This is a genomic window from Pseudoalteromonas haloplanktis ATCC 14393 (assembly GCF_000238355.1).
GTDB classification, from domain to species: domain Bacteria; phylum Pseudomonadota; class Gammaproteobacteria; order Enterobacterales; family Alteromonadaceae; genus Pseudoalteromonas; species Pseudoalteromonas haloplanktis.
Genome location: NZ_AHCA01000002.1, coordinates 207,090 through 223,664 on the forward strand (window position 1 = coordinate 207,090; position 16,575 = coordinate 223,664).

Sequence of the window (16,575 nt, forward strand, 5' to 3'; positions counted from 1 at the left end):
CTCACAATCAACCTGACACCGGTGTCACTGTATTAACGCACGACTGTGACACCGGTGTCAACCTTATCTTATAAATTTAGTTTAATTATTTTAAATGACCAAATAATGACCACCACTATTTTTTTACTCAGTGCACAATTTTTGTTCGCTATTTTTTAAAAAAGCTTTAACAACCCACCTAGTATTAAACTAGTTCGTTAATATTAAAAGGTTTTACTTTCTTCTAGTACAAAGTAGCAGTGAATAAAATTGTTATACTCTTTCGTGTTAAGTTACTGACCATTTAGCTCGCTAGAATGGTTAAATATTTAAGTCGATTGGTATATCTGTTTAGTCAAAAAATTTATGCCGCTAAGCAGAGCATACTAGGCTCAATAATGAATTAACCAAGAAATTTTTTGCTGGGGCAAACTTAACATTAAAAACAGCTAAAAAAATGCCCGAGTAAGCGTCACTCAAACTCGGGCAACTGTGAAAATTGCTTCATTTACATATTTAAGGCTTTATTTGTGCGGTGGATTCACGGGTGATCAAACGCGCTTCTAGCGTCACTTGATAGGGCTGCTCTTGCGGTTCACTAATGTGCTCAATTAGTTTATTAACCGCTTGCTGAGTCATTTCTTCTACAGGTTGTGCAATAGTTGTCAGCCCAGGCCAAATATGGCGTGCAATTGGGGCATTATCAAAACCTGCTATCGAAATATCATCCGGTACTTTTAACTGCCGTTGTGTTGCCAATTTTAATACGGCAGCGGCCATGTAATCATTTGATGCAAATACTGCCGTTGGTCTTGGTGTTAGATCTAAGATGCTGCGTGCACTGTCTACACCTGAGTGATAACTAAAGTTACCTTCTTCAACCAAACGTTCATTAAATTCAATGCCATGGGTACTTAAAGCACGGCGATAACCTTTAAAACGCTGCTCTGTAGCACTGTGATCAGGGTGACCTTTAATAAACGCGATCGCCTTATGACCTAAGTTAATTAAGTGCTCGGTGATCTCAAAAGCCCCTTGCTCATCATTACTACGCACTGAAATCGACTCATCTTCAAGTACAGCAGACGCTACACGGGCATAAGGAATTTTTTTGCTTTTTAGAAAATCAACCAACACCTTAAAATCTGAAAACGGCGGGGTTAATACCAAACCATCAAGGCGAGAAGATTGCAGTAAATGTTCTATATTACTGATCAACGCATCACCACGTAGATCACATGGGTGGATCAACAAGTTATAGTTGTTTTCTTGGCACGCAGCCAGTGCACCTGTTTGCACCCGAGTGATATAACTTTTACTCGGGTTATCGTAAATACAGCCAATTATAAAACTACGATTTTGTGCTAAACCGCGAGCAATAGGGTTAGGAGTATAATCGAGCTCTTTAAACACTTTGAGCACTTTTTCGCGAGTTGCATCACTTACATTGGGTTCATTATTTAAAACACGCGATACGGTTTTTTTAGACACCCCAGCATAGCTTGCAACACTATTTATAGTAACTTTCTTCATCCAACCTTCCCAATAGCATCCCCTACAGCGATGTTTTATGACTGCCCATTAACGTGCAAGCAAGCCGCAGCACCAATAAGTGGAATATTATCTTGTATAACAAGCGTTACGGGTATTTGGCTCACATATTGCGACATGATCCCTTTAGCGTTAAAACGCTCAACAAAGCGGCTTGCAAGTAAACGATCTTGCATGCGCGGTAAAATACCGCCACCAATATACACACCACCTAGCGCACCAAAGGCAACAGCAAGGTCCCCTGCTACGCTTCCTATCCAATCACAAAATTGGTTTAAGGTCGCATCACAAATACTGCATTCGCCATTATTAGCTAATTCGCTAATTTGTGCAGCCGTTAAATTTTGTGCTTCAACACCATTTACAGCAGCCATTGCTTGATATAAATGGACAATACCAGGGCCTGAAAACACAGTTTCCACCGATACATGGGGTAACTGTTTACGTAATTGCGCGATCAACTGAGTATCGAGTTCATTTACTGAAGCAAGCGTCATATGCCCTGCTTCGCAACTCAACACTGCGCTTGCCTGCGTTGTACGCACTAAACAAGCCGCACCAAAACCAGTGCCAGGGCCCATTACTGCAATATTCGCATCAGTATCTGCTTGTCCAGCTTTAACTGCAATGTTTTGTTGTGCGTCTAAATACGGCGCTGCATAGGCAAATGCAGCAAAGTCGTTGATCACTTCAAGTTGCGCTAAATCAAATTCAGCTTTAACCTCTGCAACGCTAAAATGCCAACCTAAATTAGTCAAATGTACTTGGCCAGCTTTGATTGGTCCTGCGACGGCTAGACAAGCGCGACGAGGCTGAATATTATTAACTTGCGATAAATAATGCTGCAATGCTGCTTGCAATGAGCCAAAATTGGCACTTGGAAAAGTAATATTATGCTCAATAACAAATTGTTTTTTTTCTAAGTTAAAGGCAGTAATTAAAGCAAAACGAGCATTAGTGCCGCCAATGTCGGCCACTAAGATAGGATCGAATTGTGAATTTGGCTTGGAGTTCATCATGTTTTCTCTTTTGTCTAAGCGGTTTAGATACTTAGCTATAACCGAGCTTATTATTGTAATTTCAATGGTCTTGCCATCGTCATGAGATAAACTTTGAGCTATCACCCCAAAGCAGTTACTCTAGTAAAAAAATGCTGCCCAAATAAATGGGCAGCCAATACGTTTTGACAACAAAATGATAAAACGCCGACATTATGACACCGGTGTCAGGTTTGAATCAATAAAAATTTTAGATTACTGATAAATAGCTTGTAAAAATCAACAAATCAACGAAAATGGCACGAGTTATTTGCACTTTATTTACTTAAAGCAGTTAGGTTATCTATGAAAGGTAAAGCTACATCGTTTGACATCGCCCACTACGCAGGGGTATCGCAATCTACTGTTTCGCGCGCTTTGCGTAACAGTCCATTAGTTAATGAAGAAACTCGCAAACGTGTTTTTGAAGTAGCAAAACAACTTAATTACAAAGTTGATAAAAACGCCAGCAATTTACGCACTCAGCAAAGTAGTACTTTAGCTTTATTATTGTTTGAAGATCCCACTGCCGATGAATCACAAATCAACCCGTTCTTTTTGGCTATGCTTGGTAGTATTACTCGCGCATGTGCTACACAAGGGTATGATTTACTAGTTTCTTTTCAATCAACCAGCGCCGATTGGCAAGCAGATTACGAAGACAGCCACCGTGCCGACGGTATTATTTTGCTTGGGTATGGTGATTATGTAGATTACCAAGCCAAATTTAGTAGCCTTATAGAACAAAACACTAAGTTTGTATGTTGGGGAGCAAGTGTAGATAACCGTCCTGATCTCACGGTCAGTTGTGATAATTACGGCGGCGGTAAACTTGCTGCTGCCCATCTATTACGTGCAAATAGAAAAGACTGTGCCTTTATTGGTGATGCATCAGAACATAGTCCTGAGTTTTTTGCTCGTTATCAGGGGTTTAAAGATGAATTTAATCAGCACGGCATTAATCTAAGCGAACGTAAGATGGCTAATGCCATTTCGACTGAAGAATCAGGCTATCATGCTACACGTTCATTAATTGCCAACAACATTCATTTTAATTCATTATTTGCCGCAAGTGATTTAATTGCCATTGGCGCTATACGCGCACTCAAAGAAGCCGGGATCAAAGTACCTGATGACGTTCATGTGGTAGGCTTTGACAACATTGCAGTTGCCAGTTTTACTAATCCACCCTTGACCACAGTGCAACAAGACACAACGCTCGCAGGTCAAATGCTGGTTAATAATTTACTAAAATTAATTCGTGGTGAAACCGTTGAAAACACCCTACTTCCCCCCTCATTGATCATTCGCGGTTCAAGTGTATAACGTAAGAGAGTAACGGTTTTGCGTATACCCTAAGCCTTATGATTAGTCATATTGAGAATAATCATAAGGTCTTAGCAACTCGGCTCCATAAACCAATTTGTAGCGCATTCTCTAACGCGCTGTAAATGTAATGCTGTACTCGCCAAGCCCTGCATAGGAAATAACACAGCTGCTATCGGTATCTAAATCGATCACCCCACTGTACGAGCCGGTAATAAATACTTGTCCCGCTTTTATATCGATACCTAACTGTGCGAGGTAATTTACCGCCCAATAAACTGGTGCTTGTGCAAGACCTGAAGGGTGTTTGCCTGTTCGCGTATTACGGTGTTCATTTTGCTCAATCGTTAACTCAATCTGAGCGGCATCAAAAGCGTCTGCTTTATTGATCTCTGGGCCGATGACGATACCTTGGTTAAATAAGCCATCCGCTAACTTTTCGAAATGTGTTGGTTGATAATCATCTGAAAAGCGATTCTGAATCAATTCAAGTGCCATATGGGTTTTAGCTATCGCAGCGTCAACCTGTTCATGACTGTAGTTTTCAGTCGCCAATAAGTCTTGACCAAATACAAATGCGATCTCAGGCTCAACACGCGCTTTATTATTTTGCGTATATAATTCACACGTTTGTGTAAATGCATAAGGTTTACTCAACAGCGGGGCTAAAATAATCGAACCATCATCAAGTGGTAATAAACACTTCCAGCCATACACTTGCTGATCATTAAGTGCGATCATTAATTTCTGTACAGCAAAGCTTTCTTCGCTGTCTTTTAATGCTAAGCCAGCTGGTAAATCTGATTTAGGTAAAGCAGAGTCACGTTGCGCCATTAAATGACGCGCAATTGTTTGTAATTGAGTTGAATTATCCACATTATTCTCGATTTGAGCTTGTACCACAGCACCAAGCAATAAACTATTAGCTATAGTTTATACACGAAACGTAAAAGAGTGTTACACATAATTAAAACACACCTATGACATTTTCTGTTGCCTTATATTTAGAAGCTATAAAAATTTAATACTGCAGGCACTCAGACGGAAAATCTCATCTTATTTACTACGTTTGTCAAAACAGCCACTATAAATTAACTGGCAGAACACACCAATGGCGGCTCCTACAACTAACGCTTTAAAACCAACGAATAAATTGATCAACAGCCAATACCCTTGCTCTGGGCCTAATGAACCTTTTTGCATGATGTCAGCTAACATCATGTAGTTCCAACCTATGTGTAAAATAACAGTTACAATAAATGCACCAAGTACCAGCCAGTAAAATAAAGGCTCTATTGGTTTTTTTCTAGATTTAATATCCATGAAATAAAGTGCTATAAATGGCAGAAGTATCGGAATAGATAAAACCATGGCAGTACCAAAAGCACTGACAATTGTACTCCCAGTAATCACAAAAGCTATCACTACCATCATCATTGCAATTACAACACTACATAAAGCTGTTTTAGTAACAATCAACATAACATTCATCCTTGATTAAACGATACACTTTAAATTTTGCTTAAGGCTTACAACTGCACCAACCTCTCATACAACCCTGATGCGCGACTGACTGATTTACTCATTGCTGCAAGTAATACTTTTTTGTCGGCCACCAGCTCAAAAGTATTTTTGGCGCGGGTAATACCAGTGTAGACCAGTTGGCGGTTTATGCCTGTGGTCGCTTGGTTTGCCGGTGGTAATACCATGGCGGTGTAGTTAAATTCAGAGCCTTGAGATTTGTGTATAGTCATTACATACACTTTATCGTGAGCGGGCAATCGCGCTGGTGAAAACGCTCGTTCATTACCCTGCTCGTCTATAAACACGGCTTTTAGTTGCGCGTTTTCATCGAGCATTAAAATACCGATATCACCATTGAATAATTTTAGCTGGTAGTCGTTTTGCGCAACCATGATCGGCATACCCACATAATGGCGCTGATCAGCATTTAAGGCTATTAAGCCTTGTTGTGCAAGCTGCTTTTCAATACGGTGATTTAAATTATTTACACCATAATCACCTTCACGCACAGCCGCGAGTAATTGATAGCTGGCAAAGGCTTTATGTACAGCAGCACTTGGCGCATGCTGAGCAATTAATTGCAGATACTCGGCGTATTTATTAGCCGCACTTTGCACGAGCTTATCAAGAGGCTGGCTAACTAAGTCATAATCAAAAATCACGTCTTTAAATACGCCGTTATTTACCTCTTGCTCTACGTAATTGAGTTTACCGCTGTTATTTGTGTTTACCGCTTGCGCTAATTGACCAATACCACTCTTTGCATCAAAGCGATAACTGTGTTGTAAAAATGCAATGCAATCGGCAAGTTTAAAATCACTCGGGTTGTTTTGCAGTTTAGCTTCGCCATTAAAACACAGTTGATTCAGTTCAGCGCAGCGCTCAACAGAATAATGTGGTGTTTGACCAAGCGCTAACCCTTGGCAAAGGTCGCTCATTACACTGCCAGTATCTACCGAAGCAAGTTGGTCTTTATCGCCCAATAAAATAAGTCGTGCATGGGCTGGCAATGCTTCAATGAGCTTTGCCATCAAAGATAAATCCACCATGGAGGCTTCGTCGATAATCAACAAATCAACATGCAATGGGTTGGCAGTTGAGTGCCTAAATTTATTAGTAAAGGGCTTAACCCCGAGCAAACGATGAATCGTTTGCGCGCTTTGTGGTATCAAGGTTTTGATATGCTCGGGAATACTGGTGAGTTTGTCTTTTGCGCCCAGTATTGATTCACTCAAGCGTGCGGCGGCTTTTCCGGTTGGTGCCACCAGCTTAATACTCAGCGGTGCATGTTGATAAAGTGACTGTAATATTGCTAATAATTTTGTCACTGCGGTGGTTTTACCTGTACCAGGGCCACCCGTGATCACACTAAACCCTTTAGTCGCCGCCATTGCACACGCTACTTTTTGCCAGTCGATGCTATCGGTTTGCTGATCTGGAAAATAATGCGCTAAGAGCTGCGTCAGTGCCTGATTATCAATCTTTACTGTTTGCTGACTCATCTGCAATAACCGCTGTGCAAGGGTATGCTCGTAACCAGCAAGGCGAGAAAAGTAGAGGCGATTATCGAATAACAATAAGGGTTTGTCAGCGCCAACACTGGCATGACTTTGCAAGCAAGTAACTGCCTGTTCGGTGCTAAAGCCATCACAGAATGGGCTTAAGCAATCGGGCACACTTAGCGTCAGTGGGCTAAATTCTGTTTGGCGTAAATTAAATGGATTTTGCCAATCAAGTTCGTTCAGTGTTAAGCAACTATGTTGGCTTTGCTGGGCATTACTGAGTAATAAAATTAAGTAAAAAACATCATCATGTTGTTGCTCACAGAGTAATTCAGCCAGTTTTATATCTACCATGCGCACACGGTTTTCACTGAGCAAATAATCCAGTAACGGCACTATAACAGGGCTAGTTGGTTGGGGAGTATTCATAACATGGTTCCTTCACTAAACAAGCCATCTAAGATCAGCACTTGCGCTGTGGTGAGCTTTTTAAAATACACGCCTTTGCCCTCACTCATGCCGCGTAAAAAAGTGTAATACACACCTCCTAAATGTTGCTCAATGCTGTAATTAGGAACTCGTTGTTTTAATAATCTATGCAGCGCCACAGTATAAATTAAATATTGTAAATGGTACTGATGACTACTCATTGCTTGCTCTAGTAAATCGCGCTCATAGTCACTCACTTGGCTTCCTAAGTAGTTTGATTTGTAATCTAAAATATAGTACTTATCTTGATAGCAAAATATTAAATCAACAAAGCCTTTCAGCAGGCCTTTTACATCATAAAAGTCCAACCGGCTTTGGTTAAAGTCAAACTCTTTAATTAATACCGCATTTAACTGCTTAGCTGATAGGTGACTCAGTGGCAGGTTAAATTCCATCTCCACTAAACATTGCTGTGGGGTTAACACGCCAAGGCTCAAGCCATGCTCATTTAATGGGCAATTAAGAATATTGCGTACCCATTGCTCTGTGGTTGCTTGCCACTGCTCACTAATGTGGTATTTTTTTAAACTACGCTCAACCACAGCCGCTAAATTTTGCTCAGCATTCGTGGGGTGAGTTTCAGGTTGGGTAAAATCGAGTTGTTCAAAAATTTCATGTAAACAACTGCCTGGTTTTGCACCTTTAGGAAAGCTATATGGCGATAAGATTTCATCTTGCTGGGTGGCAAACTCGTCTTTTTCGTGATCTTCATCGCTACGACCAGGCTCTATATGATCAGTGTGCTTTTTAAAACTCAGCGCACTAAAGCTAGTCGCGCGCCAATTCCGCTCAATACAGGTATTAACCTGATTTACAGTGAGTATTTCACTGGTGTCAAGGCTGCTGGAAAATGTTAACACGCCCTGCTCACCCAGTTGTTCTGAGGTAAACTGCTGATATGCCATTGCAGCGTTTTCAGCACAAAAGGTCTGTAAATGCTCACGCCAAACTTGACTACTGGTAATATCTAAACCTGCAAATAATACATGCCCTAACGAGCTACTTTGTATTGCTAAGCGGCTGCTTTGTCCTTGGCCAAGGTTATACATACCAATGGCACAAAAATGCACGGCACGAGTGAGTGCAACATACAATAACCGTAAGTCTTCAGCTAAGCGCTCTTGTTGGGCTTTTTCGAGTGCCTCTTCACTTTTACTTAAATCATAAATCAGTTTGCCATCTTGATGATAAAGCGCGTCTTTGGTTTCACGAAAGCCACTGGCAAACGGCATAAACACCAACGGATACTCAAGTCCTTTTGAGGCATGCATAGTGACAATTTTAACTAAGTTAGCGTCACTTTCTAGGCGTACTTGCACCGCTTCACCATCTTGCTGGCTAACCTTTTGCGCAAACCAACGTAATAGACGCAGCGTGCCTTCAAGCTCAATTTGTTTTTGTTGTAATATTTCAGCTAAATGCCTGAAGTCGGTTAACCAACGTTCAACGTTATAACCTAAGCCCTGCCACTTAGCACTGAGCTGATTATGGCTAAGTAACTGTTCCATCATCGCCATCGCACCTTGTTTGTGCCAAGTATCACTCAAGGTGGCAAAAAAGGTTAAATACTGTTGCCACTGAGTTTCGTCTTCATGCAAGGCATAAATAGCGGTATAACTGAGGCAAAATAGCGGTCCTGCTAAGACGCCACGCAGTAACGACTCGTCATATTGGCCGTGTAAAGCAGTTAAAAAGTTAAGCAAATGATGGCTTAACTCTTGATTAAATACACTGTCACGAGACAAATAAACGCTGGCAATATGCGCCTCACTCAAGGCTTTTTTCATTATTTGAGCTTCAACACGGTCCCGTACCAAAATACAAATATCAGCAGCAGTAATAGGTGTTGTGCCAATACAAGCACGCTCTTGGCCAGCGTGCTCCAACAAAATGACTATTTTATTAGCAAAATACTGTGCTAACTGTTGCTGGCCAAAGCCTTTACTGGTTGGTTTATTTTTTTCATCTGCATCAGTATCTACAAATACACAAAATTCAAATGCAGTAGCGGGCTTACCATCAAGTAAAAATGATTTATCGGCTTTTTTACCCTTTGCTGCAACTGGACTGAACGGTATGGCATCGTTATAAATAAAGCTATTGCCGTGTTTGGCAAATAGCTGGTTTACGCTTTGGACTATGTCGCTACTGGAGCGAAAGTTTGTGCCTAAGGTAAATTGCTGCTCTTTAACAACCGCTTGTTTTGCGCCGATGTAAGTAAAAATATCCGCGCCTCTAAAACCATAAATGGCCTGTTTTGGGTCGCCAATCATGGCAAGCGTGGTATTCTCTTGGCCATAAATCTTGCTAAAAATGCCGTACTGAATGGGATCCGTATCTTGAAACTCATCAATCATTGCCACCGGAAACAGCTGCGCTATTTTTTGCGCCAAGGTATCGCCTTGCTCGCTGTGCAGCGCACTGTGTAAATTGCTGAGTAAATCATCAGGGGTGATCACACTTTGCTCTTGTTTACGCTTAACAATGGCGGTTTTTACCCAACGTGCGGCATGTTGCACAATAGCAATACCTAAACCTTGGTTCACTACAGATGAAAGTCTTGCGAGTTCATCAAATTCGGCTATCAGCGGGTGAGTAAATAGCGGCTGATTTTTTTTATAATTGCTCGTATCGCTTAAGCTATCGCTACCCCACACTGCAAATGAGTATTTGCTAGTGCCAAACTCAAAAAAAGCTTCATCACCTACACAAAATTCTTCCAGCGCTTGTAAACTGCCTTTACGTGCCGGAGTTTTCGAGCCACTTAGCCCTGAGCTTTTTATGGCAGCAATAAACTCGCTTTCTAAACAGGCTTGTTTAAAGCTGGGGACTTTTGCTAAATATTGCTCGCGGGCTTGCCACACATCTTCTAACTTTATTTGTGGTGTGATCTGCGCATTACCTTTATTTAAAATACTCGCTACGTGTGAGAACAATTGTTCTGGCGCGGCGAACACATTTAATATGGCATCGGTTTTTTCTTTATCTAACGGGTATACAAACGCACGCCAAAAATCTTTAATGGTCTCAAGCAGAATATCCCGCTCATCGAGAATAAACTCTAAATTAAATGCCACACCAGATTCAAACGCATGCTGTTTAAGCATACGTTGACAAAAACCATGTATAGTAAAAATAGCCGCTTCATCCATGGATTTAGCCGCCGCGTCAAGTAAATCAAAAGCGCGGTGTTTATCGTCAATTGCCGCAATTACACCGGTTATCAACTCATCTTCTGGCTCTTGACCAAGCAACGCATCACGGGCGGCAATAATACGGCTTCGCACCCTGTCTTTAATTTCTTGGGTGGCGGCATCGGTAAACGTTACCACCAATATTTGCTCAACACTCAGTGGTACATTGCCTGCGGCAGCGGGGTCGTCGGCTCTCTGCATACCAAGTAAATAACGTAAATATAAGCCCGTTATGGTATAAGTTTTACCAGTACCGGCACTGGCTTCAATCAGGCTTTGTCCCTTCAGTGGCATTGTGAGTGGGTTAAGCGCTTGCATAATCACTCTCCTTAGCGTGAGCAAATAATGGCGCAAGCAATTGCTCGCTCCACTTTATAAATTCGTCTTGGCAATCGGCCAACGACTGCACAGTTAAGCGAATATAAGGATCTTCCCCTTCACCACGGCCTATGTATTGCGGGCTAAATTTACTCATTGCTTTATTTATATCACCACCGCTTTTAATGTATTCATAACCACTAACCGGAAAAAACGCCACCGGTGCTTGTCGTAGCGCTTTATATAAAGCAAACCAGTCGGCGAGTAACGCATCTGCATCGGCTTTACTCAGTGGCGCAAAACTAATTTGTTTATCAAGGCCCAGTAGCAATGTTTCAACATTTTGCTGCATGCTTTGTGCTGCTAAGTGATAAATAAAACCTTTGATCAGATCGTTAGCTTTAATACTGGCACTGCGATAAAACACTTGTTTTTGCATATACACATGGTTTAACCAACCTTCAATTTGAGTCTGCTCAAGGGTTAACTTAACCTCAATTGGCTCACTTATGCCGCCTTTAATATGCTCTTTTACTTGCCCTGCCAATGCGTCAACACGGTGTTGCATACTGTCGTAAATAATGTCGCCCACATTGGCTTGCGGTAAATCGCCGCGTTGGAGTATTTGTGCTGTGCTAAGCGGTTGTTCATTAATATTTGCTTGCAGTATTTCATCAAGGTAAAAGTAACGCTTGAGTGCATCTACACTAAATGGCTCTTCATCTTTGGCCACTTCATTAAATTGCGGTAAGCGCAAGCCTAAACTTTGTTGATAAAAGCTTTCTTGCGCATGGCACACACTGCGAATAAACACATCAAGATCAAGTTGCTCTGGCGCACGAACATCAAGCGCAGTGACAGGTTCTGGCATTATTGGCGCAGCAGGTAGCCAAATTGGGTTGTAACTGTGATTACTTTGCAAATTGTGATCTGGCTCTGCTTTATAGTAATGGCTATTAAAGGGTTGTAAATGCTGGTGGTTTATTAAACTTTGCGGTAACTTTTTATCGCTTTGTTCAGCGTATTCAAAGCTACGACCAATGTATTCTAATAACTCACTCACCAAGGTTGATGGCATGCGCGGTTGATTGTCAAAACACGATCGGCCTATGTAGCTCATATATAAATTATCGCGAGCACTGAGCAGCGCCTCTAAAAACAAGTAACGATCATCGAGTTTGCGTGATCGGTCACCTTTTTGCTTTTTAGAATACGGCACTAAATCAAAACCAATCGGTTGTACGGTGCGTGGGTAGTCAGCATCATTAAGACCAAGCATACACACCACTTTAAAAGGCACAGCACGCATTGGCATTAAGGTACAAAAATTAACCTGCCCCACTAAAAAACGCTGCCCTACGCCTTTTTCTTGAATACCTTGTTTAACCAAATAACTAACAATGCGCTGCGATACGGCTTGGCTGTAATCGCCATTATCATGATGCTTTTTCAGCTCATCCAACACATTTTGCAGTACTAATAAATCCCAACTATCGTCGCTGTCACTTTCATAAATTTCGCTTAACAAATTAGCCAAAATATCAGCTTTATTAGTCAACGTATCATCGGGGCTTAGTTGCTCTTTAAAGTTTTGTAATACATCAATAAAGTGTACTAGTTTATTAAGCGTATCAAGCGCCATACCTTCCACTTCATCGGCGCTGTAAACCCCTTTGTAAGGGCATTGTTCATCGCGCTGGGCAATGCCAAGCAATAATCGGTTTAAACCATGTTGCCAAGTATTTAGCTCTATAGCGGGTAAATCAAAACTGTGTTTATGCTCAGCGTTAATGCCCCATTTAACACCAACACGTTCCAGCCAGTACTGAATTTGTTCGTACTCATGGGCCTCAACACTGAACTTTTCAGCTATTTGGCTCACTTGCAGTAAGTCGAGAATGTCTGACACACCAAAGCGCGAAAACGGCAAATTAGCCAGACTTGCAAACGAGCTAAGCACTGGTTTTTCTTGCTCTATGGCTAAATCAGCCAGCGCGTAAGGAATATTACGGCTACCTTGGGCACCGCCAAACACGGCTTCAATATAGGGGCTATAAGTGCCTACATCTGGCATCATGACAATAATGTCTTTTGGAGTGAGATCTTTATTTTGATGAAACAAATTGAGTAAATAGTCGTGCAGGCGCTCGACTTCTCGAAGTGGGGTATGGCAATCGCTGAGTGTTATACTGGTATCGTCACAACTGACTGGCAATTTACCTTCATCATTAATAAACCACGCTTTATCTTCAGTTAACGATTCACCTTTAAATGCCAACTGATAAATCTCGCTTTGAATTTGGCCAAGTAAAGTGTCGTCAAATGCATCAATAAAGCCATCAACCCAACTGGCGTCTAGCTGAACAAGTTGCTCAAAATAATCACGGCCAAGTTTACCCCACGATGATAACAGTGGATTACCAATAAAATAGTAATCTTGTTCCGGTTTAGATTGCGCCTCTAACAGCGGTTTTATCGCGTATTTAGCGGTGATCTTTGCTGCGGTTTTTTCATCAACTACATCACCCCAGTAATGTTCGCTGGGGTTGAAAAAGAATAAATTAACGTCTGTTTTTCGACTCAAGGCTTCAAACACCTCGAGCTGCGAGTTGGCTATCGCAGAAATACCAAATAAATTGATGCGCTTGGGCAATAAATTCGCGTCCATTGACTCAAGTGCGCTGAGTAATTTTCCTTGCATATTAGCACGATGGAATTGACTCTGGCCGAGTCCTTTACTGTGTTCAACAATACGCCGCCACAGATCAGGCTGCCAAGGCGCTATGCTTATATCTACATCAGCGAGTTTATCAACACCACTGTCCCAAGTTGCAATCCAGTGCGGCCGATACATTAAGTATTGATCGTACACGTCAGCAATTTTTTCACACAGGGCAAAGGTTTTTTGCCCGTCTGTATCGCCTGCCAAATAAGTTTTTAGTGGCAAATACAGTGGCTCATCAATACAAGCTGGTAAAATGGCAAACAGTTTCCAAGCAAGGTTAGGTTTGTTAAACGCCGACTCTTTAGGCACATTAGGCAATAGCTGTTGATAAAGCTGCCAAATAAAGCTCGAAGGCAGTGGAAAGTCCACCTGCGCAGCAATACCGAGTTGTTCGCTCAAGCCTATTTTAAGCCACTGCGACATACCCGGCGATTGCACTAACACCACTTCTTTATCAAACACACTGGGTAAAGGATATTTATTTAACAGGTAATGAAACTGCGCTTGCAGGGCTTCCATTCGGTTTGATTGAATAATATTGAGCATGGCGACACTGTTCTTGCTTGAGATAAAACCAGTGTAAGATATTTTCAATTACAGGGGTAGCCAAAGTCGTTAATTGGCTTTAATAAATCAGATGCTTAGCTTGAAATATAAACACAGTAAGCTCACAGCTTCATCCATGATGCTATGAGCAGTTTAACAAGCGCCTTGCTTATTTATACGGGCTAATACTTGATAAACTAAATTGACTTTGCATAATGGTTTTGCCATCAATACCTTTAAGCTTCAATGAAATTGCAGGGTCTTCTTGCAGCCAATCAATACTTAAATCACCGTAATTTACCTCATGAGTAAACTGCCCAACGCGGTGCTTATTCGGGCTGACGTCTTTCCATTTTTCCGTCAATCCTGAGCTGGTCATTTCGGTTAATGGGTAATCGAGGTTGGCACTGTATTTTGAAATTTCTCCCCAATGAGTATCACCACTGATTATGATCACCCCATTGACACGGTGTTTTTTGATCAGTGCAAATAAACGTGCACGATCTTCTGGAAAGTTAGCCCATGATTCCCAGCCGGTAAAATCAGGCAGTAGCTGCAAGCTTGAGCTGATCAGTTTGATTGCCGCAGGTTTTTTCAGCTCTTGCTCAAACCATTGCCACTGCGCTTCACCGAGCATTGATGCACCTTTCACATCCGTTGGACTGTAAGGTCCTTGATTGTTTGCTTTGCGCTTAGTGTAATATTCGACTTCGCTAACATGATTAAGCGCATCACGATTCCAGCGTAAATCAGGCATGATCACCTGCACTGTTTGCTTGCCTTTTCCATACATGTACGAAGTATAAATACCATCAGGGCGTGTTCGTCTAATTGATGTTTTTGGCTCTTGGAAGAAATCGAGCATAATGTGTCGTGACTGCTCTTTTTCTGGGTATTCTTTACCTGCATCGTTTTGCCCAAAATCATGGTCATCCCACATGGCGATAATCGGCGTTTGCTCCCTAAGCGCTTTAAAGCCTGGTTTCGCACCCAATTTTTGGTACTTGTCAGCCAGTACTTGCATATCATTGGTGTCGCCGTAAATGTTATCCCCTAAAAAGATAAACAAATCAGCCTTTTCTTTATTAATAGCATCAAAGATAGGAATCGCTTTATCTTGATGACTACAGGAGCCAAACAGGATTTTTTGTGGTGCCGTTATTTTTTCTGCTGCACTTAAAGCGCTAAAACTCACTAATGCACATGATATAAGTGTTGTGGTGATCATTGCTGTTGAAAATAATAGCTTCATTTAAGCACCTCTAAAATTGCGGGTGCCATTTTAGGGTTTATCTTTTTCGGGTCTTCACCTAGTGCTGTTAATACTGTAGCAGCAACTTGCGCTTGTTTTAGCTCTGCTCTAGTTTTAAGCAAACCTGTGGCTTTAATGGTAGGGCCTATTGCAGCAAACCAGATATGATCAGAGCCAATTATTCCTTCAGGAAATGCTTTACGTCCTTGCTCTGATTTTGCTAAAGCCTGCTTAGAGCTGTGATGCTGCCAATCATTTGCGTGACTACCACGGCCATGATCGGTGGTAATGATAAGCGTGGTGTTATTTTTATAACCCTGCGTTGTTTGAATGGTTTGCCATAAGTCTTGAATAAATGCATCATTTTGTTTGGCTGATTTTAAATACTGATCATAATGACCATCGTGCGCAAAATCATCGGTTTCACCTAAACTTATCACCAATAGTTTTGGCTTGTTAGCCAACATATACGCTTTCGCAAAACGGTAAGTAAAGCTATCAAAACGTACGTTGTGCCAAGGGCTTGGGATCTCATTTTGCATCGCATTTAAAAGCGCAGCATCGGTTGATAACCCCTCAGCAATTGGCATAAAGCCCGCGTTTACATACACGCCACTGCGCTTATCATTGACAATAAACGGGAATACATCCCAGCTACCAAATAGTGCCGTTTTGTTTTTATATTCAACCTGTTGCTCAAGCAACTCCAGCATGGTTTGGTTGGGGTTTAAAATTTTATCGTTACTGTTAATGCCCTCATCAACAAACCCAGTTAAAATTTCGTTGTAACCTGGGTATGAGAAATACCACGGATTACTCACCGACATCTTGGAGTTATTATTTCTGTCGCCAATAATCGCTCCTTGTTTTGCCACTGTTTGAGTTATAAAAGGCATTAACAATTGTTGGCGTTGCTGAGTGTCTTCATGCCAAAATTCGGCTTTTAACTCGTCGCTACGTTTGACAAAATCAGGGTTGTTGAGCAAATTAGCATCTGCGCCATTAAATACCTCTTGCCAACGCACGCCATCCAGTGTGACTAACACTACATTTTGCGCTGCTATAGCGAATTGGCTCGTTAGTAACACTATGCCTAACAAATTTAGTTTGATTAGTTTTTTCATTTTTTACC

Annotated in this window: 10 protein-coding genes; 1 reads left to right on the top strand and 9 read right to left on the bottom strand. The window is 41.5% G+C overall.

Annotated elements, in window-relative coordinates; genetic code table 11:
- Positions 1-495: 495 nt before the first annotated feature.
- Positions 496-1,512 carry a LacI family DNA-binding transcriptional regulator gene (locus PHAL_RS0105115; protein WP_016707351.1) on the bottom strand — a complete coding sequence of 339 codons (1,017 nt, stop codon included), beginning with the start codon at positions 1,510-1,512 and terminating at the stop codon, positions 496-498.
- Between the two features lie 35 nt (positions 1,513-1,547).
- Entirely contained in the window at positions 1,548-2,549 is a 1,002-nt protein-coding gene (glk, locus tag PHAL_RS0105120; RefSeq protein WP_016707352.1) for a glucokinase, read from the bottom strand.
- 324 nt (positions 2,550-2,873) lie between these two features.
- Between glk and PHAL_RS0105125 the strand changes: the two genes are divergently transcribed.
- Positions 2,874-3,893 (top strand): LacI family DNA-binding transcriptional regulator, encoded by a 1,020-nt coding sequence (locus PHAL_RS0105125; protein ID WP_016707353.1) that lies wholly within the window; start codon positions 2,874-2,876, stop codon positions 3,891-3,893.
- 111 nt (positions 3,894-4,004) lie between these two features.
- Here the strand turns inward: PHAL_RS0105125 and PHAL_RS0105130 are convergent, their stop codons facing one another.
- The 7 genes from PHAL_RS0105130 to PHAL_RS0105160 form a co-directional block, all read right to left on the bottom strand.
- Positions 4,005-4,769: a fumarylacetoacetate hydrolase family protein gene (locus PHAL_RS0105130; protein WP_029216032.1), complete on the bottom strand. Its 765-nt coding sequence runs from the start codon at positions 4,767-4,769 to the stop codon at positions 4,005-4,007.
- Between the two features lie 180 nt (positions 4,770-4,949).
- On the bottom strand, positions 4,950-5,375 hold the full coding sequence (locus tag PHAL_RS0105135) for a hypothetical protein (RefSeq protein WP_016707355.1): 426 nt from the start codon (positions 5,373-5,375) through the stop codon (positions 4,950-4,952).
- A gap of 47 nt (positions 5,376-5,422) precedes the next feature.
- The gene (recD, locus tag PHAL_RS0105140) at positions 5,423-7,348 is read right to left on the bottom strand and encodes an exodeoxyribonuclease V subunit alpha (protein WP_016707356.1); all 1,926 of its coding nucleotides are present in this window, start codon (positions 7,346-7,348) and stop codon (positions 5,423-5,425) included.
- Positions 7,345-10,920 (bottom strand): exodeoxyribonuclease V subunit beta, encoded by a 3,576-nt coding sequence (gene recB / locus PHAL_RS0105145; RefSeq protein ID WP_016707357.1) that lies wholly within the window; start codon positions 10,918-10,920, stop codon positions 7,345-7,347. The genes recD and recB overlap by 4 nt, the downstream gene beginning before the upstream one ends.
- Positions 10,907-14,191 carry an exodeoxyribonuclease V subunit gamma gene (recC, locus tag PHAL_RS0105150; protein WP_016707358.1) on the bottom strand — a complete coding sequence of 1,095 codons (3,285 nt, stop codon included), beginning with the start codon at positions 14,189-14,191 and terminating at the stop codon, positions 10,907-10,909. Before recC ends, recB begins: the two co-directional genes overlap by 14 nt.
- 169 nt (positions 14,192-14,360) lie before the next feature.
- Positions 14,361-15,443 carry an alkaline phosphatase D family protein gene (locus PHAL_RS0105155; protein ID WP_016707359.1) on the bottom strand — a complete coding sequence of 361 codons (1,083 nt, stop codon included), beginning with the start codon at positions 15,441-15,443 and terminating at the stop codon, positions 14,361-14,363.
- Entirely contained in the window at positions 15,440-16,567 is a 1,128-nt protein-coding gene (locus PHAL_RS0105160; protein ID WP_016707360.1) for an alkaline phosphatase family protein, read from the bottom strand. The genes PHAL_RS0105155 and PHAL_RS0105160 overlap by 4 nt, the downstream gene beginning before the upstream one ends.
- Positions 16,568-16,575: the final 8 nt, after the last annotated feature.